Annotated in this window: 20 protein-coding genes; 8 read left to right on the plus strand and 12 right to left on the minus strand. The window is 61.6% G+C overall.

Annotation, left to right across the window (positions count from 1 at the left end):
• Positions 1–121 precede the first annotated feature (121 nt).
• The 6 genes from KUF59_RS14895 (at position 122) to KUF59_RS14920 (ending at position 6,636) form a co-directional block, all read left to right on the plus strand.
• A complete protein-coding gene (locus tag KUF59_RS14895; protein ID WP_212457673.1) occupies positions 122–1,321 on the plus strand; it encodes a pyridoxal-phosphate-dependent aminotransferase family protein in 1,200 nt (399 codons plus the stop codon).
• Positions 1,322–1,360: 39 nt separating this feature from the next.
• Positions 1,361–2,158: an enoyl-CoA hydratase/isomerase family protein gene (locus tag KUF59_RS14900; RefSeq protein ID WP_212457672.1), complete on the plus strand. Its 798-nt coding sequence runs from the start codon at positions 1,361–1,363 to the stop codon at positions 2,156–2,158.
• A 284-nt stretch (positions 2,159–2,442) separates the two neighbouring features.
• Positions 2,443–3,417, plus strand: coding sequence for a tripartite tricarboxylate transporter substrate binding protein (locus tag KUF59_RS14905; RefSeq protein WP_212457671.1), 975 nt, complete (start codon positions 2,443–2,445; stop codon positions 3,415–3,417).
• Between the two features lie 152 nt (positions 3,418–3,569).
• Positions 3,570–4,112 (plus strand): tripartite tricarboxylate transporter TctB family protein, encoded by a 543-nt coding sequence (locus tag KUF59_RS14910; RefSeq protein ID WP_258769593.1) that lies wholly within the window; start codon positions 3,570–3,572, stop codon positions 4,110–4,112.
• A 15-nt stretch (positions 4,113–4,127) separates the two neighbouring features.
• Complete coding sequence (locus KUF59_RS14915; protein WP_258769594.1) at positions 4,128–5,645, plus strand: tripartite tricarboxylate transporter permease; 1,518 nt, start codon at positions 4,128–4,130, stop codon at positions 5,643–5,645.
• 166 nt (positions 5,646–5,811) lie between these two features.
• On the plus strand, positions 5,812–6,636 hold the full coding sequence (locus KUF59_RS14920) for an outer membrane protein (protein ID WP_212457668.1): 825 nt from the start codon (positions 5,812–5,814) through the stop codon (positions 6,634–6,636).
• 80 nt (positions 6,637–6,716) lie between these two features.
• Here the strand turns inward: KUF59_RS14920 and KUF59_RS14925 are convergent, their stop codons facing one another.
• Together KUF59_RS14925 and KUF59_RS14930 are read right to left on the minus strand one after the other, a co-directional pair.
• Positions 6,717–7,910, minus strand: coding sequence for a CaiB/BaiF CoA transferase family protein (locus tag KUF59_RS14925; protein WP_258769595.1), 1,194 nt, complete (start codon positions 7,908–7,910; stop codon positions 6,717–6,719).
• Between the two features lie 210 nt (positions 7,911–8,120).
• Positions 8,121–8,423, minus strand: a complete 303-nt coding sequence (locus KUF59_RS14930; protein ID WP_258769596.1) for a hypothetical protein — start codon at positions 8,421–8,423, stop codon at positions 8,121–8,123.
• A 182-nt stretch (positions 8,424–8,605) separates the two neighbouring features.
• On the opposite strand from KUF59_RS14930, the gene KUF59_RS14935 reads away from it, so the two are divergent.
• Positions 8,606–11,206 carry a M10 family metallopeptidase C-terminal domain-containing protein gene (locus tag KUF59_RS14935; RefSeq protein WP_258769597.1) on the plus strand — a complete coding sequence of 867 codons (2,601 nt, stop codon included), beginning with the start codon at positions 8,606–8,608 and terminating at the stop codon, positions 11,204–11,206.
• Positions 11,207–11,240: 34 nt separating this feature from the next.
• Here KUF59_RS14935 and KUF59_RS14940 read toward each other — a convergent pair whose 3' ends face one another.
• The 6 genes from KUF59_RS14940 to KUF59_RS14965 all read right to left on the minus strand — a co-directional run bounded on the left by KUF59_RS14940 (position 11,241) and on the right by KUF59_RS14965 (position 17,305).
• Positions 11,241–12,380, minus strand: a complete 1,140-nt coding sequence (locus tag KUF59_RS14940) for an SGNH/GDSL hydrolase family protein (RefSeq protein WP_258769598.1) — start codon at positions 12,378–12,380, stop codon at positions 11,241–11,243.
• A gap of 37 nt (positions 12,381–12,417) precedes the next feature.
• On the minus strand, positions 12,418–14,256 hold the full coding sequence (locus KUF59_RS14945; protein ID WP_258769599.1) for a carbamoyltransferase family protein: 1,839 nt from the start codon (positions 14,254–14,256) through the stop codon (positions 12,418–12,420).
• 12 nt (positions 14,257–14,268) lie between these two features.
• Positions 14,269–14,418 (minus strand): DUF5989 family protein, encoded by a 150-nt coding sequence (locus tag KUF59_RS14950; RefSeq protein ID WP_258769601.1) that lies wholly within the window; start codon positions 14,416–14,418, stop codon positions 14,269–14,271.
• Positions 14,419–14,427: 9 nt separating this feature from the next.
• Positions 14,428–14,859, minus strand: a complete 432-nt coding sequence (locus tag KUF59_RS14955) for an SxtJ family membrane protein (RefSeq protein WP_258769602.1) — start codon at positions 14,857–14,859, stop codon at positions 14,428–14,430.
• 81 nt (positions 14,860–14,940) lie between these two features.
• Entirely contained in the window at positions 14,941–16,326 is a 1,386-nt protein-coding gene (locus KUF59_RS14960; protein ID WP_258769604.1) for an MBOAT family O-acyltransferase, read from the minus strand.
• Between the two features lie 19 nt (positions 16,327–16,345).
• Positions 16,346–17,305 carry an SGNH/GDSL hydrolase family protein gene (locus KUF59_RS14965; RefSeq protein WP_258769606.1) on the minus strand — a complete coding sequence of 320 codons (960 nt, stop codon included), beginning with the start codon at positions 17,303–17,305 and terminating at the stop codon, positions 16,346–16,348.
• Between the two features lie 257 nt (positions 17,306–17,562).
• On the opposite strand from KUF59_RS14965, the gene KUF59_RS14970 reads away from it, so the two are divergent.
• Positions 17,563–19,137: an MATE family efflux transporter gene (locus tag KUF59_RS14970; protein WP_258769607.1), complete on the plus strand. Its 1,575-nt coding sequence runs from the start codon at positions 17,563–17,565 to the stop codon at positions 19,135–19,137.
• Between the two features lie 21 nt (positions 19,138–19,158).
• On the opposite strand, the gene KUF59_RS14975 is transcribed toward KUF59_RS14970, so the two are convergent.
• From KUF59_RS14975 to KUF59_RS14990, 4 genes are read right to left on the minus strand one after another with little or no spacing between them, the layout of a single operon-like run.
• A complete protein-coding gene (locus KUF59_RS14975; protein ID WP_258769608.1) occupies positions 19,159–20,370 on the minus strand; it encodes a glycosyltransferase in 1,212 nt (403 codons plus the stop codon).
• A complete protein-coding gene (locus KUF59_RS14980) occupies positions 20,367–21,134 on the minus strand; it encodes a class I SAM-dependent DNA methyltransferase (protein WP_258769609.1) in 768 nt (255 codons plus the stop codon). The genes KUF59_RS14975 and KUF59_RS14980 overlap by 4 nt, the downstream gene beginning before the upstream one ends.
• Positions 21,131–22,252 (minus strand): DegT/DnrJ/EryC1/StrS family aminotransferase, encoded by a 1,122-nt coding sequence (locus KUF59_RS14985; protein WP_212457656.1) that lies wholly within the window; start codon positions 22,250–22,252, stop codon positions 21,131–21,133. The genes KUF59_RS14980 and KUF59_RS14985 overlap by 4 nt, the downstream gene beginning before the upstream one ends.
• Positions 22,249–22,695: a cupin domain-containing protein gene (locus KUF59_RS14990; RefSeq protein ID WP_212457655.1), complete on the minus strand. Its 447-nt coding sequence runs from the start codon at positions 22,693–22,695 to the stop codon at positions 22,249–22,251. The genes KUF59_RS14985 and KUF59_RS14990 overlap by 4 nt, the downstream gene beginning before the upstream one ends.
• Positions 22,696–22,786: the final 91 nt, after the last annotated feature.

Below are 22,786 nucleotides of genomic sequence, written 5' to 3' on the forward strand. Positions count from 1 at the left end.
GTGCATTGACGGGCCTCCCCAAGCGAGGGACAAGCCGGGCGAATAGTGATATGCGAGCGGCTCGCCAAACCCTCGGGGACAAGACCCGAGGCAAGACACCGAGAGACCGGGAAGGACGCCCATGACCGTGCATACTGGAAGGCATTTTCTCCAGATTCCAGGACCGACCAACGTGCCCGACCGGGTGCTGCGGGCCATGGATATGCCGACCCTGGACCATCGCGGTCCGGAGTTCGCCGAGCTCGGCTTTGCGGTGCTGGCCTCGATCCAGCGGGTGTTCCGCACCAAGCAACCCGTGATCATCTATCCTTCGTCCGGGACCGGTGCCTGGGAAGCGGCGATGGTCAACGTGCTCGCCCCCGGCGACAAGGTGCTGATGTGCGAGACCGGCCAGTTCGCCGTGCTCTGGCGCGGCATCGCCGACAAGTTCAAGCTCGAGGTCGATTTCATCCCGAGCGACTGGCGCCACGGTGCCGACCTCGTCGAGATGGAGCAGCGGCTCGCGGCCGACAAGCAGCACAAGATCAAGGCCGTCTGCGTCGTTCATAACGAGACCTCGACCGGCTGCGTGACGCCGCCATTGGAAGTGCGCAAGCTGCTCGACCGCGTCAAGCATCCGGCGCTGCTCATGGTCGACACCATCTCCGGCCTCGGCTCGCTCGAATATGAGCACGACGCCTGGGGCATCGACGTCTCGGTCGCGGGCTCCCAGAAGGGGCTGATGTTGCCGCCGGGCCTCGGCTTCAACGCCGTCTCGGAAAAGGCGCTCGCAACCGCCAAGGCCAATCCCGGCATGCGCTCCTATTGGGACTGGCAGGAGGTCATCACCTTCAACAAGCTCGGCACCTTCCCCTATACGCCCGCGACCAATCTGCTGATGGGCCTGCGCGAAGCCGTCAAGATGCTGGAGGAGGAGGGGCTCGAGAACGTGTGGACCCGCCACAAGCGCCACAGCGCTGCGACCCGCGCGGCGATCAAGGTCTGGGGTCTCGAGACGCAGTGCCTCGATCCCAACGCGCATTCGCCGGCGCTGACCGGCGTGCGCGTGCCCGACGGCCATGACGCCGACGCCTTCCGCAAGGTGGTGCTCGAAAACTTCGACATGTCGCTCGGCACCGGCCTGAACAAGGTCAAGGGCAAGGTGTTCCGCATCGGTCATATCGGGCACTTCAACGACCTCATGCTGATGGGAACGCTGGCCGGCGTCGAGATGGGTCTCGATCTCGCCAAGATCCCGCATCGCTCCGGCGGAGTGCTGGCGGCCATGGAGGTCCTGAAGGGACGCGACGTGGTGCCGATGGCAAAGGCTCAGGTCGCCTGAACAAGTCGGCCAGAACAACAAGAATAAAGTGAGCGCGCGATGAACGCACCAGCGACCACCAGCGAAGACCTGCTCTACTCCGTCGCGGACGGCATCGCGCGGATCACCTTCAACCGTCCGCAGGCGCGCAACGCACTAACCTTCGCCATGTATGAGCGCATGGCGGAGATCTGCCTGGAGATCAACGCCGACCGTTCGATCAAGGCGCTGATCCTCACCGGCGCCGGCGACAAGGCGTTTGCCTCCGGCACCGACATCTCGCAGTTCCGCGCCTTCAAGACCGCGCAGGACGCACTCGACTACGAGGCGCGGATCGACCGCGTGCTCGGCACGCTTGAGCAGTGTCGCGTACCCGTCATCGCGGCGATCGCCGGCGCCTGCACCGGCGGCGGCGCCGGCATTGCGGCGTGCTGCGATATCCGCATCGGCACCGAGACGACCCGGATGGGATTTCCGATCGCGCGCACGCTCGGCAACTGCCTGTCGATGTCCAACATCAGCCGCGTCGTCTCGCTGGTCGGGCCGGCCCGGACCAAGGATCTGATCTTCAAGGCGCGCCTGGTCGAAGCGCCGGAAGCGCTCGCGCTCGGCCTGCTTAACGAAGTGGTGCCCGACGTTGCGACACTCCAGCGTCGTGCGGACGAGACCGCAAAGCTCGTCGCGAGCCACGCACCGCTCACGCTGGAAGCGACCAAGGAGGCGGTGCGCCGCATCCGCCGGACGCTGTCGCGCGAGGAAGGCGAGGATCTGATCCTCAAGGCCTATATGAGCGAAGATTTCCGCGAAGGCATGGACGCCTTTCTCAACAAGCGCACGCCCAACTGGAAGGGCAAGTAGCCCATCAGTCCTTCGCACCGCCTCCGCGCGTGTCGTGCGGAGGAAGCGGGCGAAGACTGACATCAGTCATTAGTCATTTCGGCATCTCGAATTGTTCAGGCGCGGGCTTTCCGGAAGGGGGCCCGCGTCTTTTATTGCGCCTGCCATCTCAGCCCAAAGTCATAAGCAGGGGGCCGGTTGGCAGCTTGAACTTGCTGGCATTCATCCGCAAAATGCGGTTCAAGTTGACGTCCGAATTGCCAATCCAAAACAAGAACATAGGGAAGAAACTCGTGGGACATGGGATGAAGGCCGCAATCGCGCTGGCAGCCGCGCTGTGCAGTGCGCCGGCTTCTGCCGGCTGGGAACCGACAAAGCCCGTCGAAATCGTGGTCGCCGCCGGCGCCGGCGGGGCGTCCGACCAGATGGCGCGGATGATGCAAGCCGCGATCCAGAAGAACAATCTGATGAAGCAGCCGATGGTGGTCTCGCTCAAGGGCGGGGCCTCCGGCGCCGAAGCCTTGATGTACATGAAGACCAGCGAGGGCGACGCCAACAAGGTGCTGATCGCCTATTCGCTGATCTACATGTTGCCGTTGTCGGCAAAAATCCCGTTCAACTGGCGCGAGCTGACGCCGGTTTCGGTGATCGCGCTCGACCAGTTCGTGCTCTGGGACAACGCCGGCGGACCGAAGACGGTGAAGGACTTCATCGCGGCGGCGAAGGCGGCAAGCAGCCCGTTCAAGATGGGCGGCACCGGCTCGAAGCGCGAGGACCACGTGCTGACCGTCTTCATGGAGCAGAAGACCGGCGCAAAGTTCTCCTATCTGCCCTACAAGTCCGGCGGCGAGGCTGCGACCCAGCTCGTCGGCAATCACACTGAGTCCAACGTCAACAATCCATCCGAAAATCTCGAAGTCTGGCGCGCCGGCCAGGTTCGTCCGCTCTGCGTGTTCGACAAGGAGCGCATCTCCTACACCACCAAGGTGACGGAGGCGCAGTCCTGGCACGACATCCCGACCTGCAAGGAGGAGGGGCTGGACATCCAGTACCTGATGCTGCGGGCGATGTTCCTGCCCGGCAAGGTCACGCCGGAGCAGCAGGCGTTCTACGTCGATCTCTTCCACAAGGTGACGCAGACGGCTGAGTACAAGGAGTATATGGAGAAGCAGGCGCTGAAGCCGATCTTCCTCACCGGCAAGGACATGGTGCAGTTTCTCGAAGAGGACGACCAGCTCAACAAGTCGCTGATGACGGAAGCGGGTTTCGTTGCGAAGTAACCACCGTCGGTGTCATGCCCCGCGAAGGCGGGGCATCCAGTATCGCACAGAGCTCAACGAAACGGCTTCTGCACGGAGTACTGGATCATCCGCTCCAGTGCGCAATTGCGCACAAGGCGGATGATGACAGCGCAATTTGATTTGGCAGAAGCATGTCCCAAACCGATATCGAAATCGTCGTCGACGATCCGACCGCGCCCGAAGACGACTCGCCCAGTGTCGTCAGCACGCGAACGATCGAGATCGTCGTCTCGCTGCTCCTGCTCGCGCTCGCCGTCACGCTCGGCTACGACAATTGGCGCACCGGCATCTCCTGGGATTCCACCGGGCCCGAGCCCGGCTATTTCCCGTTCTATTTGTCCGTCATCCTCGGCGGCGGAAGCCTCTACGGCCTTCTCAGCGCGCTGTTGTCGCAGCGGGCTGCGTCCGAATCGTTTGTCACCCGCGCGCAGTTTCGCCGCGTGCTGGCAGTGTTCGTGCCGACGCTGCTGTTCTGCCTGGTGATGCAGTTCCTCGGGCTTTACGTTGCGAGCTTCCTCCTGGTCGCGGGCTTCATGCGGCTGGTCGGCAAGATCGCGCTGTGGAAGTCGCTGCTCACTGCCTTCGTGTTCACGGCGATCATGTTCGTCACGTTCGATATCGCCTTCGACGTCATCATGCCGAAGGGACCGCTCGAAGCGGCCTTCGGTGGTTAAGCGCGAGCCGGTGTGATGGAAGCTTTCGGTCTGCTGGTTCAGGGTTTTGGCGTTCTGCTGACGGGCAAGACGCTCGCGCTGATGATGGTCGGGCTCGTGCTCGGCATCTTCGTCGGCGTATTGCCCGGGCTCGGCGGCCCCAATGGGGTGGCGATCCTTTTGCCGCTGACCTTCACGATGGATCCTACGTCGGCGATCGTGATGCTGTCCTGCATCTATTGGGGCGCGCTGTTCGGCGGCGCGATCACCTCGATCCTGTTCAATATTCCGGGCGAAGCCTGGTCGGTCGCGACCACTTTTGACGGCTACCCGATGGCGCAGCAGGGCAGGGCGGCGGAGGCGCTGACGGCGGCATTCACCTCCTCCTTCATCGGCTCGCTGGTCGCGGTGCTGCTGATCACTTTCCTGGCGCCGCTGATCTCGTCCTTCGCGCTGAAATTTGGTCCGCCCGAGTTCTTCGCGGTCTATCTCCTGACGTTCTGTTCCTTCGTCGGCCTGGGACGCGAGGCCAAGCACAAGACGGTCATCTCGATGTCGCTCGGGCTATTGCTCGCCGGCATCGGGATGGACACGGTATCGGGTAATCTGCGCATGACCTTCGGCTCGGCGGAGCTGCTGCGCGGCATCAACTTCCTGGTCGCCGTCATCGGTCTGTTCGGCATCAGCGAGATCCTGCTGACGATGGAAGAACGCCTGGCGCTGCGCGGCCATGCCGCCGGCATCTCGCTGCGCGTCGTGCTCTCGGTCTGGAAGGATCTGCCAAAATACTGGGTCACGCTGTTGCGCTCCTCCTTCATCGGCTGCTGGCTCGGCATCACGCCGGGCGGCGCGATCGCGGCCTCCTTCATGGGCTACAATCTCGCCAAGCGCTTTGCGAAGGACCCCGAAAGCTTCGGCAAGGGCCGCATCGAGGGCGTGTTCGCGCCGGAGACCGCCGCGCATGCGTCGGGCACCTCCGCACTGCTGCCGATGCTCGCGCTCGGCATTCCCGGCTCGGGCACCGCGGCGATCCTGCTCGGCGGCCTCATGGTGTGGGGGCTCAACCCGGGCCCGCTGCTGTTCGTCGAGCACAAGGATTTCGTCTGGGGCCTGATCGCCTCGATGTATCTCGGCAATGTCGTCGGCCTCGTGCTGGTGCTGACGACCGTGCCGATCTTTGCCTCGATCCTGCGCGTGCCGTTCGCGGCGGTGGCGCCGATGATCGTGGTGTCCTGCGCGATCGGCGCCTACGCCATCCAGAACGCGATGTTCGACATCTGGCTGATGCTGGGCTTTGGCGTGGTCGGCTACGTCTTCAAGAAGATCGGCATTCCCCTGGCGCCGTTCACGCTGGCCCTGGTGCTCGGCAACCGGGCCGAGGACGCCTTCCGCCTGTCGATGATTGGCTCAGGCGGCAACCTGAAAGTGTTCTGGTCGAACGGCCTGGTCGGCTCGATTACGACGCTGGCGATTCTGCTGCTGTTCTGGCCCCTGATCGACCGCCTGCTCCAGCGTGCCGGATTAACGCGGCAGCCCAAAACAGCCGCCGGCTAGGCGAGGTCAAGAATTCTCAACGAAATCAGGCTTCTAGCGTCTTGACCGTATTTTAATCCTGAATCGGCGGGAACTTGAATGTTTCAAGATGTTGCTGATGCGCGACAGCCTTTCGGCGCCGGCCAGCGTATGTTCCCCGCAGATTTTCGTGCTGAAGGGGCTTTCAATGAAGCGCATTGTGATGGGAATGGCGGCGGCGATCTCGCTGCTCGCGACGGGTGCGATGGCTGCCGATCTGGCGCCGCGGCCTTATGTGAAGGCGCCGCCGGTGGTGGCTGCTGTCTACGATTGGACCGGTTTCTATATCGGCGGCAACATCGGTTATAGCTGGGGCCGTTCTCGCGACGACTCGACGCTGACCAACGGCGCAGGGGCCGTGCTGTTTACGAGCAGCGATCGCGCCAACATGAACGGCGTGATTGGCGGCGCCCAGATCGGCTACAATTGGCAGGTCCAGAACTGGGTGTGGGGCCTCGAGGCCGACATCCAGGGCAGCGACCAGAAGGGCAGCCGCAGCTTCCTCTGTCCGACCAGCGTCTGTACGCCGCCCTTCGGCGTGATCGCGGTGTTCCCCGGACCGGCAGTCCCCGTTACGCTCGACCAGAAGCTGAGCTGGTTCGGAACGGTCCGCGGCCGCGTCGGCATCCTGGCGACCCCGACCGTCCTGTTCTACGCCACCGGCGGTCTGGCCTATGGCGAAGTGAAGACGACCGAGACCATCGGCGCCGCGGCTGCCGTGTTCTCCAACTCCGATACGCGCGTCGGCTACACGGTGGGCGCCGGCGTCGAAGGCGTGATCGGCGGCAACTGGACTGCCAAGCTGGAATATCTCTGGGTCGATCTCGGCCGTACCTCAGGTGCGTTCACCACCGCGATTCCTGCACTGGGCGGCGGCGTGCTGACCAGCAACTACAGCTCGCGCATCACCGACAACATCCTGCGGGTTGGCGTGAACTACAAGTTCGGCGGCCCGGTGGTCGCGAAGTACTGAGCCCTCCTGAAGCCTTCAGGTTACATCGAAGCCCGGCCTGCGCCGGGCTTCTTTTTTGGTTTCCTTGCCAAGCCGCCGGATCACACCACCTTGGCCTGCCTGAGTGCTGCAATCTCATCCGTGGCAAAGCCGAACTCGGCCAGCACTTCGTCCGTCTGCTCGCCGAATTCCGGTGGCCGCGCCACCATCTTGCTCGGGGTGCGCGATAGCGACACGGGCTGGCCGACCAGGCGGATATGACGGTTCTCTTCGTTCGGCACGTCCTGCGCGATGCCGAGGTGCTTCACCTGCGCGTCTTCGAACATCTGGTCGATGGCGTAGATCGGGCCGCAGGGCACGCCGGCGTCGTTGAGCTCCCTGACCCAGGTCTCGGTGGATTTCGTTACGGTGCGCGCTTCGATCGCCGCATTCAGCGCATCGCGGTTCTTCGAGCGGGCCGGTGCGGTCGCATAGTCGGGATTGGTGACGAGCTCCGGCGCGCCGATGGCCTGCGCGCAGCGCTCCCAGATGCGTCCGCCGGTGGTGGCGATGTTGATGTAGCCGTCCGAGGTCTTGAACACGCCGGTCGGGATCGAGGTCGGGTGGTTGTTGCCGGCCTGTTTTGCGACGTCCTTCTCCATCAGCCAGCGCGCGGCCTGGAAGTCGAGCATGAAGATCTGCGCCTGCAACAGCGAGGTCTGCACCCACTGGCCCTTGCCAGAGACGTCGCGTTCGAGCAGAGCGGTGAGGATGCCGATGGCGCAGAACAATCCGGCGGTGAGATCGGCAACGGGAATGCCGACCCGCATCGGTCCCTGGCCTGGCGCGCCGGTGATCGACATCAGCCCGCCCATGCCTTGCGCGATCTGATCGAAGCCCGGCCGCTTGTGGTAGGGGCCGTCCTGGCCGAAGCCGGAGATGCTGCCATAGACGAGGCGGGGGTTGATCCTGGCGAGGCTCTCATAGTCGATGCCGAGCTTGGTCTTCACGTCGGGGCGAAAATTCTCGACCACGACGTCGGCCTTGGCGGCGAGACGCTTGAAGACCTCCAATCCCCTGGGGTCCTTCAGGTTGAGGGTCATGGCCCGCTTGTTCCGGTGCAGGTTCTGGAAGTCCGAGCCTTGCCGCGGCCCGCCGGGCTGCTCGCCGCCGGAATCCTCCAGGAGCGCATCGATCTTGATGACGTTGGCGCCCCAGTCGGCGAGCTGCCGCACGCAGGTGGGACCGGACCGGACGCGCGTCAGATCGAGCACGGTGAAGCGCGAGAGGGCTTCCGAGGCATGCGGAAAAGGCATTTTTGGACAGCTCCGGGCGGACTTTTGCCCCTACCATAGTGCTGAAAAAAGATGCGGCAACCGCGTTGACGCAGGTGGGCACCTTGCAAATTCAGGCTTGCCAAATCCAGGGGCTTGCCAAATCCAGGGGCTTGCCAAATCCAGGGCTCGATCTTGGTGGGCAAGCTTGTTCTGCCGGGCTGAGGGCCAGGCCCAGGGCCAGATTCAGGCCTAGCGCGACAGGCGCTTCAGCTCGGCGCGGGCCTTCTCGGCGAGCGGATCGTCGCCATGGCGCGCGATGAACAGCTCGAACGCCTCGGCCGTCCCCTTGCGGCGGGCAATCTCGTACTCTTCGGCGACCGCAATGGCGGGATCGCGGGCGGGGGGAACGGAGCGTGCCGGTGTTCCCTTGCCGGTTTCGTCCGCTTGAGCTTTCCGCGCCATGATGGGATGTTCCTTGGGAAGCAAATGGTCCACGCTTCCGAGCGCGACCAGCGCGCCCAAGACAGCGGCGGCTAGGCGGAGCAATTTCATGTCGCTCTCCAAATTCGCTCCAGCCCAGTTCCGCGTCGGCGTAGACACGGTAATTTCTCTTAACAAGTCGTTATCGAAGGCGCATATCGCAAGCTGTCCAAATTAAAGCAAACGTATCACTCTAAGGCTAGAATCGTTGTCGCTTTTGAATCGGACTATGCGCGTATTCCTGGAGACCTTCCTTGGCCACCGCCGTCTATGCCAGCGCTACGAATAATACGGAGATCGATGGGCTGCTCGGCGGCACCAAATGGTCCGGCACGATCACCTACAGCTTCCCGGACTCGCCGAGCGACTATTCGTCGAACTACAACGGCAATGGCGAGCCGACCGGTTCGGGCTTCACGCAGGCGCCGAGCCAGATGCAGGCGGCGATCGTCTATGCCGTCGGGCTGATCAACAGCTATACCAACGCCAACATCCAGTACGCCGGCACCAACGGCGCCGACATCATGGTGGCGCAGTCGCCGGCGGCCAATCCGACCTCCTACGCCTATTATCCGTCGAGCTATCCGTCCGGCGGCGATATCTGGTTCGGAACGGGCTACAATTATTCGCTGGCCTCGCTCGGCAACTACTACTTCGCGACTGCGCTGCACGAGCTCGGCCATGCCGTCGGCCTGAAGCACAGCCAGGAGACCGGTGGCGTCTCGAACGTCGCGGTGCCCAGTGCGCATGACGACAGCGAATACACCATCATGAGCTATCGCAGCTATGTCGGTGCGCCGCTGACCGGCTACACGGCCGAGGCCTACGGGTTCTCGCAAACCTATATGGCGAACGACATCCTCGCGATGCAGACGCTCTACGGCGCGAATTATAACACGCAGAGCGGCAACACCGTCTACACCTGGAGCCCGACCACCGGGCAGGAGTTCATCAACGGCGTCGGACAGCTTGCCCCGGGCGGCGGTGCCGGCGGCTCGGCAAACCGCATTTTTGAGACGGTCTGGGACGGCAACGGCGTCGATACCTACGATCTGTCGAACTACACGACGAACCTGTCGCTCAACCTCAATCCGGGCGCAGCGTCGGTGTTCTCGTCGACGCAGATCGCCTATCTCGGCAACGGCCACTACGCTTCCGGCAACGTCTACAACGCCTATCTCTACAACAACGACGCGCGCTCCTACATCGACAACGCCATCGGCGGCTCGGGCAACGACACGATCATCGGCAACGCGATTGCGAACGTCCTGAACGGCGGCGGTGGCAACGACACCATCACGGGCGGCGGCGGCAACGACACGATTCTCGGCGGCTCCGGCACCGACACCGCGGTGTACTCCGGCAGCAAGGCGAATTACGGAATCAGCTACAACTCGGCCACGCAGGTCTTCACGCTGGTCGACCTGCGCTCCGGCACACCCGACGGTACCGACACCGTCTCGGGCGTGGAGAGTTTCCAGTTCGCCGACGGCACGGTCTCGAGCACGGTCTTGACCACTCCCGGAGTCACAATCGAAGCGCTCGGTGTGACTAGCCTTGTGCAATATGGGAGCGTTTACGCACTCGATCCTGCCGCCGGCGGCTTTGGCCCCCAAGTTACGCTTAACGGTTCGCCGCTGACTGCAGGGCAGTTTGCCGGATGGTCGGCCGTGGCAGCGGAAAAGACCTCGAGCGGCTATCAACTGGCCATGCATGCAAGTGCGTCAGACCAATTCATCATCTGGACGCTCGACAACAATGGCGCCTACGTCACAAACAGCGCTCCCGTGTCTGGAACCAGCGCGACGCTGGAGACCTATGAGACCAGCTTTCAGCAGGATCTCAACGGAGACGGCACGATCGGCATTCCGGCAATTGCCGGCACCGTGATTGAAGCAGCCGGCGCGACTAAGCTAGTCCAGGTCGCGAACAATTACTTTATGAACCCCGCTTCCGGCGGTTCCGGGCCGGAGGTCTTCCTGAACGGTTCGCCGCTTGCGGCTGGACAATTCGCTGGCTGGGCCCCTGTTGCGGCGGAGAAGACGTCAGCCGGCTATCAACTTGCCATGTATGCCGGCGGGTCTAATCAATTCATTGTTTGGAGCCTGGACAACAACGGCAACTACCTTTCGAACACCGCTGTTATGTCCGGCACGAGCGCAGCCTTGCAGGGCTATGAAACGAGCTTTCAGCAGGATCTCAACGGAGACGGCACGATCGGTACTCCGGCGAGCACGGGCACCACGATCGAATCAGCAGGTGTGACGAAGCTTGCGCAGGTCGGCTCCAATTATTTCATGACGCCAAATGCTGGCGGCGCAGGAGTGGAGGTCATGCTGAATAACTCGCCGCTTGCGGCGGGTCAGTTTGCCGGCTGGTCGCCCATAGCCGCGGAAAAGACGTCAAGTGGCTACCAACTCGCGATGTACGCGGCCGGGTCGAACCAGTTCATCATCTGGACGCTGGACAGCAACGGCAACTACCTCAACAACACTGCAGTGCTGTCTGGCACGAGCACGACCCTCAAAAGCTATGAGTCCGGCTTCCAGCAGGATTTGAATGGAGACGGGGTGATTTCCGCTTCCTCTTCGGGGGCGGCCACTGCCAATTCGTCCAACTTGAGCTCCAGCGCGTTCGTTTTCGAAGCCGGGGCCGTCAACGTCGGGGACAATCATTCCGCCGAATATTTTGATTTCAGTCTTGCTGCGGAAGGACGCTCATGGACCGCGAGCAAGGAAGCTGTGCTTGACGCGCTCGGTACCGTGGGTGAAGCGATCCACGATGTTTCGGCGCACCAGATCACAGACGTTGTGCAGGCGGTGCTTGGGCCGCAATCGGGCTTTTTCTTCCATTGATGACGTTTCGGGCGGTCAACGCCGATGAAACGCGTCAGTTTTCAGAAAGCGACCTGGATTTGCCCAGAGCGTCGAAAAGGAATTTGGCAATCAGCCTGTTCCCCACGTCGTTGGTGTGTGCAAAATCCAAATAGATCGGTTCGGTGACGTCGTCAAACAGCGCCGTTGCATCGAAAGCGTCGATGCCCTGTGACTTCAGGACGCCGGTCAGCGACGCGAATTCCGCATGTGCTATGCGCAGAGCGGGCTCGATCCCGTCCATCGTGAGAAAATGGTTCTGAACGAGCGAGAGTTCGAAGTCGCGAAGCGGTCGCGTGAACAGGTCAGGTTGAAGCACGTGCATGAAGGTGGCTCCCTGAGAACGCACGTAAGCATCGGTTTCCAGAAGGCCTCGGAGTAATTTCTCACGCGAGTCTACCGCGAGCGATCTTATTTGATCTGGATGCTTCAGGTGCTCGGGAAGGTAATTAGTCGACTTGGCGTAAAGCCAATTGAAGAAGCGGCTATGCCTTGCGAGACCCTCGATCGCGGGGCGGTGGCGAGCGATGACGTTGTTGAGCTGCTTGCGATTTTCTCCAACGATCCATCCATCGAAGTTCGCATAGAAGACTCCCTGCATCGCGTCGCCTGTTCCGTCGTAGAACAGGACGATGTCTTGAGGACCTATCGACAGAGTCTTCAATCTCTCCAGCTGTTGAGCAACATTGACGCCCGATGCGCCGAGATTGACAACCTGGACTTGTTCGCCCCTATAGCGATTGATGAGCTTTTGAAGCTGGCTGGCGATCGTGAATTCATCGGGTACCTCGGCATTGTAAATCGTCGAACTTCCGATCAGTAAAATTCGTCGGTCCGCCGAAGCGGGGCTGCCTACGGTCAGGCGAGCGCCGTTCTTCACGTTGAACCAGCGACCGCTGTAGTCTCCCGGATAAATGATCCTCGTGTTGGGAGGGTTGATCCAGTTCTGGTGCGAACGCGATTCCTCGATGAAATCCTGCGAAAAGAAGGAGGCGCTTCTGTAGGCCGGGGGGCGTGAGCCGCGATAGTCCCACACGCCCGGCGGAACGTAAGGAAAAGCGACCCTCGCAACTGCTTCCACGCCCAGCGCGAGGACAGCCAGGACAATCAGCCACACGCCCAGCAGTCGCGCTCCGGCAAGCACCATCTGCTTCATTTTGCCGGCTGCCAACAGAGCGGAGTCACGGCGGCTGTCAGTCGAGTTCGAATGCATGTTCGTAATTCAGCTTGAGGCCGGGATCTTGCTCTTCCTTTTCCAGGTAAGCATTGCCAACCACCAACACCTCGATCTCCGATCCCATGAAACATCGGAACGCATCGGACGGTGTGCAGACGATAGGCTCGCCTCGAACGTTGAAGCTTGTATTCACGAGCACAGGGCAGCCGGTAAGAGCCTTAAAACGGGAAATCAGTGCGTGATATGGCGCGTTGACCTCACGATCGACGGTCTGAATGCGTGCAGAATAGTCGACATGGGTAACCGCCGGAATCTCCGACCGCGGAACGTTGAGTTTGTCAATTCCGAACAGGGAGGCTTCGCTCGCCGTCATCTGTCGTCGCCGCGATGCGACGACATCCGCCACGAGCAGCATATACGGGGAGGCGCAATCGAGCTCAAACCATTCGGAAACGTCTTCGCGAAGCACGGAAGGCGCGAAAGGACGAAAACTCTCACGGTACTTGACCTTCAGATTGAGCATCTTTTGCATGATCGCGGACCGGGGGTCACCGAGTATCGATCTGGCACCGAGTGCACGGGGGCCAAACTCCATTCGCCCCTGCATCCAGCCCACCGCCTTGCCCTCGGCAAGGGCCTGAGCCGTCGCGTTTATGAGTTCGTCGTCGGAAAGAGTCGTGAAGCAGGCTTTCGCAACCCGGAGCTCCCGCTCAATCTCGTCCTGGCTGAATTCGGGCCCGAGATAGCCGCCGCTCATGCCGTCCTGGCGGTTCGGCCTGATCCTGCGCGGCTGCCCCATATTCACATGGTACGCAGCCAGAGCCGTTCCCACCGCCCCGCCAGCGTCCCCAGCCGCCGGCTGAATCCAGATATCTTCGAAGATCCGTTCCTTGAGCAGCTTGCCATTGGCCACGCAATTCAGCGCAACGCCTCCTGCAAGGCAAAGGTGACGGGCGCCCGTCTCCGCTCGAATAGAGCGGCCCAGCTTCAGTACGATCTCTTCAGTGACGGCCTGGATGGAAGCCGCCATATCCATATGAAATTGCGTCAGGAGTTGGTCAGGCTTTCGCACGGGTTGACCAAACAGATTGGAAAACCGGTCGTTGGTCATCGTAAGTCCGGTGCAATAGTCGAAATAAGTCTGGTCGAGCCAGAATGTCCCGTCTTGCTTCACATCGACGATGCGGTCGAGGATGGCTTGCGCGAATTTGGGCTCGCCATAGGGAGCAAGGCCCATGACCTTGTATTCACCGGAGTTTACCTTGAAGCCGAGGTAGTAGGTAAAAGCCGAGTAGAGGAGCCCCAGCGAATGCGGAAACCGCAGTTCCTTCTCGATCGCCAGATCGTTTCCGCTTCCAATCGCCAATGAGGACGTCGTCCACTCGCCGACGCCATCCATCGTCAACACGGCAGCATCCGTGAATGGTGATGGAAAGAAGGCCGAGGCGGCATGAGCGAAGTGATGCTCGGAAAACAGCAACCGTTTCGGATCGATATCTCCACCGTCGATCTTTCGAAACTCGCGGAGAAGCAGGTCTTTCTGGAATAGCTTTTCGCGGAGCCACAACGGCATCGCCTTTCGAAACGACGAAAAGCCGGCCGGCGCAAAGGACATGTAAGTCTCGAGCAGGCGCTCAAACTTCAGGAACGGCTTGTCGTAGAAAGCGATCGCGTCGAGATCGCGCGGCGTGCAGCCGACGTTCTGCAGGCAGTAGGATATTGCGTTGGCCGGGAACGAGGGGTCGTGCTTTCGACGCGTGAAACGCTCCTCTTGGGCGGCCGCCACGACATCACCATCGACAATCAGTGCCGCGGCGCTGTCGTGATAATAAGCTGATATGCCCAGTATCCGCATCGGCGAGACGGGCTAGAACAACGCGTAGATGAACGGAGCTACGGCGCTCGTCTGACTAAGTACGATCAGTCCGCCCAGTAGCGCCATCATCACGAGCACGGGAAGAAGCCAATACTTCTTGCGAACGCGCAGGAAATTCCAAAACTCGACGACAAATGACAAGGCGGCCTCCTAGAATTGTTGATGCATGCTTGCAGCGTCCGGCCCAGGTGGCTGCCGCACGATCCAGTAGGAGGATCTCGTGACGTCTCGCTTGATGTGCAGGAAATCCTTGCCGATCGCTCTGGCCAGGGCAGCGATTGGGGAAATGACGGCAAAGAACAGGATCCCAAGTGCGATGGGCGCGACGATCAGGCCGAGCAAATGACCTAACCTCATCCACATCCTGTTGAGGGGAGTGAGCAGCTTGGCGTCGCAGGCGCCCGCCACGCCAAAAAACGCCGCAAGGCAAGCGACAGGCAGGAAGGTCATCTTGCCGTGGTAAGCGAGGTATCCAGCCCACACAGCAAACGCCGCAGAAAATACAAATCCGAAGGACCGATTCGACGGAGTGCCAATTGGAATGCCACCCGCGCCAAATTCATGATGTTTGCCGCTCGTCATCTGCCCAGCAAGCTTGATTGGATGCCGGGCCTAGATACAGGCGTTTCGCGCCGGTGGCAAATAGAAAGCGAGTTCAAGGGCTTAGAAGTCGAAATAGATGAACTTGGCTGAGCTGCCCTGACTGAGTGCAATCGCCAGCGTCGAAAGTACCAGTAGCAGGGCCCAAGCCACAGCTCTAGATGTAGCCTTCAGGGCCAATCGAATTCTGGCATGACTATCAAAGGGATGAAGGGCGAGGAATACAACGATCAGCAGAACGGGGTAGGCGTGCTCCGCCAGGAACACCCAGGGATCCTGTGCACTCCCGGTCAAGGGACCGGCAAGGATGTCCCTCGCAACACTTAGGTTCGGGGATCGAAAGTAGATCCAGGCAAGAGTGACGAAGTGAAACGTGAGCAAAACGCCGAGCCAGCCCGGCAGCCTGAAGTTCGGCCAGAAGCGATTGAGCATGTGGTTCAAGGCGAGAGCGCAGCCGTGCAGGCCCCCCCAGACTACAAAGGTCCAATTGGCTCCGTGCCACAGGCCACCAAGAAGCATCGTGATCATGAGATTGACGAGCTGGCGAGCGAAACCTAGTCGATTGCCACCCAAGGCAATGTAGAGATAGTCGCGGAGCCAAAAAGACAAAGTGATATGCCACCGGCGCCAAAACTCGACAATCGACCTTGAACTATAGGGCGATCTGAAATTTTGCGGCAGTCGAATGCGCAGAAGATACGCAAGACCGACAGCCATGTCGGTGTATCCGCTGAAGTCGCAATAGATCTGCGCAGAGAACCCGTAGATTGCGAGCAGATAGTCATAGGTTCCGTGAGCCCCCGGCGTATAGACGTTGTCCACATAGGGGGCGATTGCGTCGGCGAAAACGAGCTTCTTGCAGAGACCGAGAACGAACAAGGAAGCCCCGAGCGTGAAGCGGGCATCAAGTGCTCGTCTTATTTTCGACAGTTGCGGCAGGAGCTCGTGCGGTCGAAGAATTGGGCCGGCGATCAAATGGGGAAAGAACAAGACATAGCCCAGAATAGAGCTGAATTGGCGTACGGGTGGGAATTGCCCCCGGTAAGTGTCGACCACATAGGCGGTAAGCGTAAACGTTACGAATGACACCCCGAGCGGAAGCGCGAGCCGAAATTTGTCGTCCAGTGGTTGCGCAGATAAGCCGAGAACGTCGTGGATCAGGAAGTGCGTATATTTGAAGGCAACCAAAGGGACGAAAAGCAGCAGCAGCGTGCCGACGAGCCGTCGCTTTCGGGTTTTCTGTTCTTTCGCCTGGTCAATGAACAGCACGCCGAACCACGCGATAGCACTGAGTAGGTAGGGTAGCCACACATACTCGATCTTCCACCAGCCGTAGAAGATCGTGCTTCCAACGATGAGAAGGTAAATGCGAAAGCGCGGCGGCGTCACAAGATGGGCGCCGAAATAAAAGACAAAAAAGACGCCAAATGCGGGGTCGGAGAAGAGCATCTCGTTTGGCGTTCCGCGATTACTGATCCAGAACAGGAAGAAGCGCGTCGGCCATCAGCTTGTGGCCCAGCGAGTTGGGATGAGGATCGCCCGGCATGGCCCAAATCTGCTCGGGCGACAGATTGTTCAGCGCCGGCAGAAGATCCACGAAGGCGTATCCGTCTGCCTGGGCGATAGCCCGCATCCTATCGTGAATGAACTGGAACGGGTAATCCTTCAAGTTGTGAACATCGGGCGTCATTGCGAGATAGAGCCGGATGTTGTTCTTCATGGCGTAATCTGCCAGTTGCCGGAGCTGGCGCTGCATTTCAATGAACCCAGGCTGGTCATCGCGGTAAACCTGCTTGTAGTGTTCGACGAGCGACTTTTCTCCGGACTTGTTCAAGACGCGATTTGCGACGATCCACATCGTCACGGCCAATTCGCTGTTCCTCAATAGCCAATTGCCCGAACTTTGATCGAGCTTCTCGGCGTCACGAAGGAAGTACTGCACGACGATATCCGTGGGCTTCAGGCCCTCAAGTTCCGAGAAAAACCGCTGAACGTACCGCTCAGCATTGTAATTGCCGACGCCGCCGTTGAGGACGTCGACGCTTTCCCCTTTCTCGCGCAGGGCGAGTTCGATGCGTGAGCTGATCGTCTCGCTCTCGGGTACGCCCCATCCGAGCGTAATGGAGCCGCCCAGGAAAAGAATGCGGCGCTTGACATCACTGCGAGGCGCAACCGGCCCGCCACGTAACTTCCAATCGTTCGTCCTGATTTCCACGGACTGCAGGATCGCGGAACCGTTCTTGATGTGGTCATGGCCCAGCTCAGGTTGCGGGCTGGGAATCTTGAGCTCTCGCGCGTATCTCCACATTTCGATGTCGTAATTCTTCATCGAGCTGTTCTTGAGCCGCAGAATGCCCTCTGCGGCCAACACCGAAATGAGCAATGAGACGACGAACGCCGCTCCCGAAGAGAACAATTGCTTGCGCATGGTGTGAAGACCGCTTGGAAAGTTCGTGGTGTTCGCCGATGCCCCTCCGGCCGGCTGCCTGCTGAGATCGGCCGCTTTACCGAATGAACCTGTAGGCTATTCCTTAAGCTATCTATCTGCCTTGAGGGATGCTTTCAATCCACAATCCGACCTCGCTCATTCGGCTCTTTCCGCTATAAGGCGGGGTAACTTCGCTGATCCGAGCGGAGCTCGCGGCGTGCCGAGGCGGCGCGCACGTTTGCCGGGAAGGATGCGGCTTGACCGATACGCAAGTTGACGCGCCAGGCAGGACGGGCGGCCCCTCCCGCGAGGGGGGGAGCGGCCGTCTTCACCGGCTCATTCACGGCTGGTCGGCAAACCTGGTGCAGATGCTGCTGGCGCTGACGCAGCAGCTCCTCCTCATCCCTGCGTTCCTGCACTTCTGGAGCAGCGACAGGCTTGCGGCCTGGCTTGCGCTCTATGCGGCGGGAAGTCTCGTCATCGTCGCCGATGCCGGCTTGCAGCTTCGCGCCATCAACCGGTTTCTCAGCTTCAAGTCCTGCGTCGATTGCGACGGACGGACGGCGAGTTTTTACGCGCGCATGATGCGGATCTATCTGGGCATCGTCGTGGTGCTCGGCGTGTTGTTGGCCGCGAGCACCGAGCTGTTTCCGCCCGCGGCGGTGCTCGGATTTCATGCGATGCCGACCTTCGACACCGCGATGCTCGTGATGACCGTGGGCACGCTGCTCGCATTGCCGGCCAATCTGGCCTCCGGCCTCTATCGCGTGCGCGGCAAATATGGACGGGCCGTGTGGTCGCAAAACGTCGCGCTGCTGCTCGGGCAGGTCGGGCAGCTCGTCGCGATCGCCTGGTTCGGCAGCCTGCTGGCGGTCGCGATCGCCTACGTCTCGGTGCAAATCCTGTTCGCGCTGTTCCTGATTGCCTATGATGCGCCGCGCCAGTTGCCGTTTCTGCGCCGGAACCGTTCGGCAACTTCGCCGTCCTGGCGCTGGAGCGCCGGACAGTTCGGGCTCGCCTTTCCGTTCTCCATTGCCAACCTCACCGAGCTCGCGCTTGCCAACGCGCCGATGCTGCTGGTCAGCGCGATGGTCGCTGATCGCGTGGCGGTGGCGCAATGGGGCCTGATCCGCGTGATCGCGAGCTTCGTGAGAGGCGTCTGCATCCAGATCACGCTGCCGATCGGCGCGGAGCTCGGCCACGATCATGCGATCGGCGACAAGGTGCGGCTGCGCGGACTCTATGCCCATGGGTCGGTGTTCGTTACCGCCATGGCCAGCCTGATCGTCGCCGGGCTGTTACCGTTCTGGTCGGATTTCTTTGCGCTGTGGACGCATGGCAGCATTCCGAACGATGCCACGCTCACCGTGACGCTGCTGCTCGGCTCTGCCGTCGTCGCGCCCTCGCTGATGGCATTCGTCTTTGCCAATCACAGCAATCGAGGCGATCTCCTGGTCCGGACCAAGGGGCTGCAGCTCATCGCGTTCCTGATCCTCTCGGCCCTGCTGATCCCCCGGCTCGGGCCGCTCGGGGCCGCAATCGCGATCGTGGCGAGCGACCTCCTGACCCAGGTCGGAATCCTGACGCTGGTGATCATGCGCCAGACACTCGCCCATCCGCTCCGCCACACGCTGGTCCTGATCGCGGTGATGGTCGCGATCATGCTCGGCGGATGGGGGCTCGGGCTGGCGATCCACGCCACGATGCCGGGAACGGGGTTGCAACGCTTCCTCGCGGAGTGCGCGATCTGGGTCATCGTCGTTGCCGCTCTGGCGAGCCCGCTGCTCATGGAGCGCGTGCGCGGCCGCGTGCTGGCGGCGGTGCCGAACTGACGGCCCAGCGCCGCCCGGACGTCAGTAGATCTGCGGATAGCGGCGATATCTCAGCCGCATCAGGTGCCGGGCGAGTTGCCGATGCCCTTCGTCAATCCGCTCGCCGAAGTGGGCGAGCCTTTGCTTGCCCGCGATGGCGAGCCGGGTGCGCTCTTCGGCCGAGCCGGCCTTGACGATGGCCTTTGCGAGCGAGGCGGGATCGTCGTAGTCGAACAGGACGGCGGCATCGCCGGCCTGCGCCTTGAAGGCTTCCGGATAGATCACCGGCGTGCCAACCGCCCACGCCTCCAGCGGCGGCAGATTGGTCGGGCCGAAATAGGTGGCCATGACCAGCGCCTTGGCGCCGCGATAAAGGGCGCCAAGCTCCGCAGAGGGGACGAAGCCGAGCATGCGCACGGAATCGCCAAGACCATGTTGCGCGACCAGCGCTTCGAATGCGGCGCGCGCGCCGGGATCGGAGCCGCAGAGCACCAGCGTGTGCCTCTCGCCCTGATCCCTCAGCAGGCGCATCGCGAGCAGTATGGTCGCATGGTTCTTGTGCGACCAGAATTGCGCCGGATAGAACAGATAGCCGGGCTCGATGCCGTGCTTCTTCAGGATCGCGGCGTCCTCGGCCTCGCCGGTCGCACCTGACCGGGCCACGTAGAGCGACGGCGAGAATGGGATGCAGACGGCGTGGTCGCGCTCCATGGCGTAGCGCCGGCACAGCATGTCGATCAGTTCGTCGGCGTTGGTGATGACCACCGCGGCCTTGGTGGCTGCGCTGCGCCACACCATGTCGCGCCGCTCGAATTGGGCGAATTCGCGCACCTCGTCGAATTCGGGGCTGTCGCGGAAGCAGCCGTCGAAAATCGTGATCATGAACGGCAGCTTGTAGAGCACCAGATTCCAGTTCGACGTGGTGGTGAAGTAGACGATGTCGACGCCGGCCTTGCTCAGCCTCTTCTCGAACGGCGCGCAGACGCGCATGGCGTACTGCAGGAGGTCGAACGGTCCCAAATATTTGAGGAACAGGAACAGGCGGTCGAGCCACCCAAGCTTCAGATACACGCTGTTGATGCCGAGATCGGCGAGGATCGCGACGTTGTCGGGCAGCGTCGTGAACACGGTGACGTCGATATCGGCGGACTTGGCCCAGTCGCGCATCCATATGATGTCGGTGAGCGACTGCTGGAAGCCGCCGCCGACGTCGAGCGGCAGCTCGAGAAAGATGCCGACGTGATAGCGTTTCACGGCTGCGCGGCCTTTCTCGCGATGGAATAGGCGGCCCAGTCGTTCACGTTGGGTGCGGCATCGGACAGCCAGGCATGGCTGCCGGCCGGCTCGAACCCGCAAAGCTTGAGCGAAGCCTCGACCTCGAATGGGAACCAGTAGCGCATGCGGTGGGTCTCGTCGACGCGCCGGATCGTCGAGCGATCCGTGTCTTCGCAGAACAGGGTGTAGTTCACGAGCACCGTCGCCTTCGGTTCGTCATGCTCCGATTGCGCGATCCGGGTCAGGCGTAGCGGTGCCTGCTCGATGACCTTGACGCGCGTCTCGACGCCCTGGGCCAGCACCGCGCCGCCGTACCAGTAGTCGAAGAAGAATAAGCCGCCGGGCTTCAACGCCGCGTAAGCGGTGCGGAAGAGGGCCTCCAGCCGCTCGCCGTCGTTCTGATAGCTCGCGACGTGAAACAGCGACACGACCGCGTCGCAGTCGCGCTCCGGGCCGGCCTCGCAGGCGTCGCCCTGCCGGAAGGGAATCTCGAGTCCCGCTTGCGCGGCGCGCGACATCGCCCTGGCGATCATGTCGGCGCTGAGATCGACGCCGGCGACGTCCCAGCCGCGGCGCGCGAATTCGATTGCATGCAGGCCCGTGCCGCAGCCGAGATCCAGAAGTTTGCCCGAGGCGATGCCGTGCGCGAGGAGGCGCATTGCGACGAAGTCGACCTCGGCGGCGTAATCCTTGTCCCGGTACAGGAGATCATACCAGGGCGCGTAGTCCGCAAACACGCTCACGCCAAGATCTCCTTCAGCGCCTGTGCGGACCGCGCGATCTCGTCATCGGAGAGCGCAAGTCCGCTCGGCAGATAGAAGCCGCGGCGGGCGATGCGCTCTGCGTTCGGATGCTGCTCGTTCAGCATGAAGCCCATGCGGCGCAGCACCGGCTGCTCGTGCATGCACCAGAAGAACGGCCGCGTGCCGATGCCTTTTTCCGCCAGGCGCCGCATTGCCTCCTTGGCGTCGAAGGGAACGTCGTCGTCCAGCACGACGCCGTAGACCCAGTAGATGTTGTCGGCATAGTTGGTGCTTACAACAGGGCGGCGGATGCGGTCGACGTTCTCGAGGTGGCTGTCGTAGTGCCGGCCGATGCGGCGCTTGATCTCGACGGTCTGCGGCAGGCGCTCGACCTGGGCAACGCCGAGCGCAGCCTGAAGATTGGTCATGCGCGCGTTCCAGCCGAGCTCTTCGTGAATGAAGCGCTGCTGCGGCTGAAAGCAGAGGTTGCGCAGGCTGGCGAGGCGATCGGCGAGCGCGTCGTCGTCGGTGAGGATCATGCCGCCTTCGCCGGTCGTGACGTGCTTGTTGGGATAGAAGCTGAAGGTCGAGACGTCGCCAAAGCTGCCGCAGGGCGCGCCGCGATAGGTCTGGCCGTGCATTTCGGCGGCGTCTTCAATCACCTTCAGGCCACGCTTGCGGGCAAGCTCGAGGATCGGGTCGAGGTCGACCGGCAGGCCGTAGATGTGGACCAGCATGATCGCGCGCGTCCGCGGCGTGATCGCCGCCTCCACGCCGTCGATGGTCATGTTCCAGGTCGCGGGATCGCAATCGACCGCGACGGGAACGAGACCGGCCCGCACCACGGCAGAAGCGCAACTGATGATGGTGAAGGTCGGGATGATGACTTCGTCACCCGGCTCGAGGCCGAGCGCATGAACGGCGATGTCGAGCGCGACAGAGCCGTTGGTGACGGCAACGCCGTGCCGCCGTCCGGCGGCGCTTGCCATGGCTTCCTCGAAGCGCTTGATGAACGGGCCTTCTGACGAGATCCAACCCGTGCTGATGCACTCAGCGAGGTATTTTGCCTCGTTGCCATCGAGGAGCGGCGTGTTGACGGGAACGAAGGGTGGGCTCACAGCTCAGGACCTTTGATCCGTATCTCGGACGCCGGCGCTTCGGAGAAACGCGTCTTGTCGTTCTCGCCGGCATAGGGGCCTTGCTTGATCTCGAACATCTCGAGCGGCTCGATGACGTGGAAGCCATGCGCGCCGCTGCAGAGCAGGATGATGTCGCCGGCGCCGAGCATGCGGCTCTCCAGATATTCCTCGGCCTCGGTGTAGAAATCGACCTGCAGCTTGCCCTTCTGGATGAGGAGAACTTCCTGCGTGAAATGCACCTCCCGCGTTACCTTGTTATGACGATGGGGCGCGATGCTCTTGCCTTCCGGATGGCTCATGAAGGCGAGCTGTTGCGACAACTCGGGCGAGGAGAAGAAGGTGATGCCCGGCTCGCGAAACGAGGCGCGAACGATGATCGCGTAGAGCTGCTCGCCGAATCTGACATGTTCGACGTGTTCCATCCGGGGCCTCGACAAAAATGCTGTATTTATAGAGACATAGCGTCCCTAGCGCTGCGGCACTTTGGCTATTTTGACCCGCACCGTCAAGGGT

It is taken from the genome of Bradyrhizobium arachidis (assembly GCF_024758505.1).
Taxonomy (GTDB): domain Bacteria; phylum Pseudomonadota; class Alphaproteobacteria; order Rhizobiales; family Xanthobacteraceae; genus Bradyrhizobium; species Bradyrhizobium manausense_C.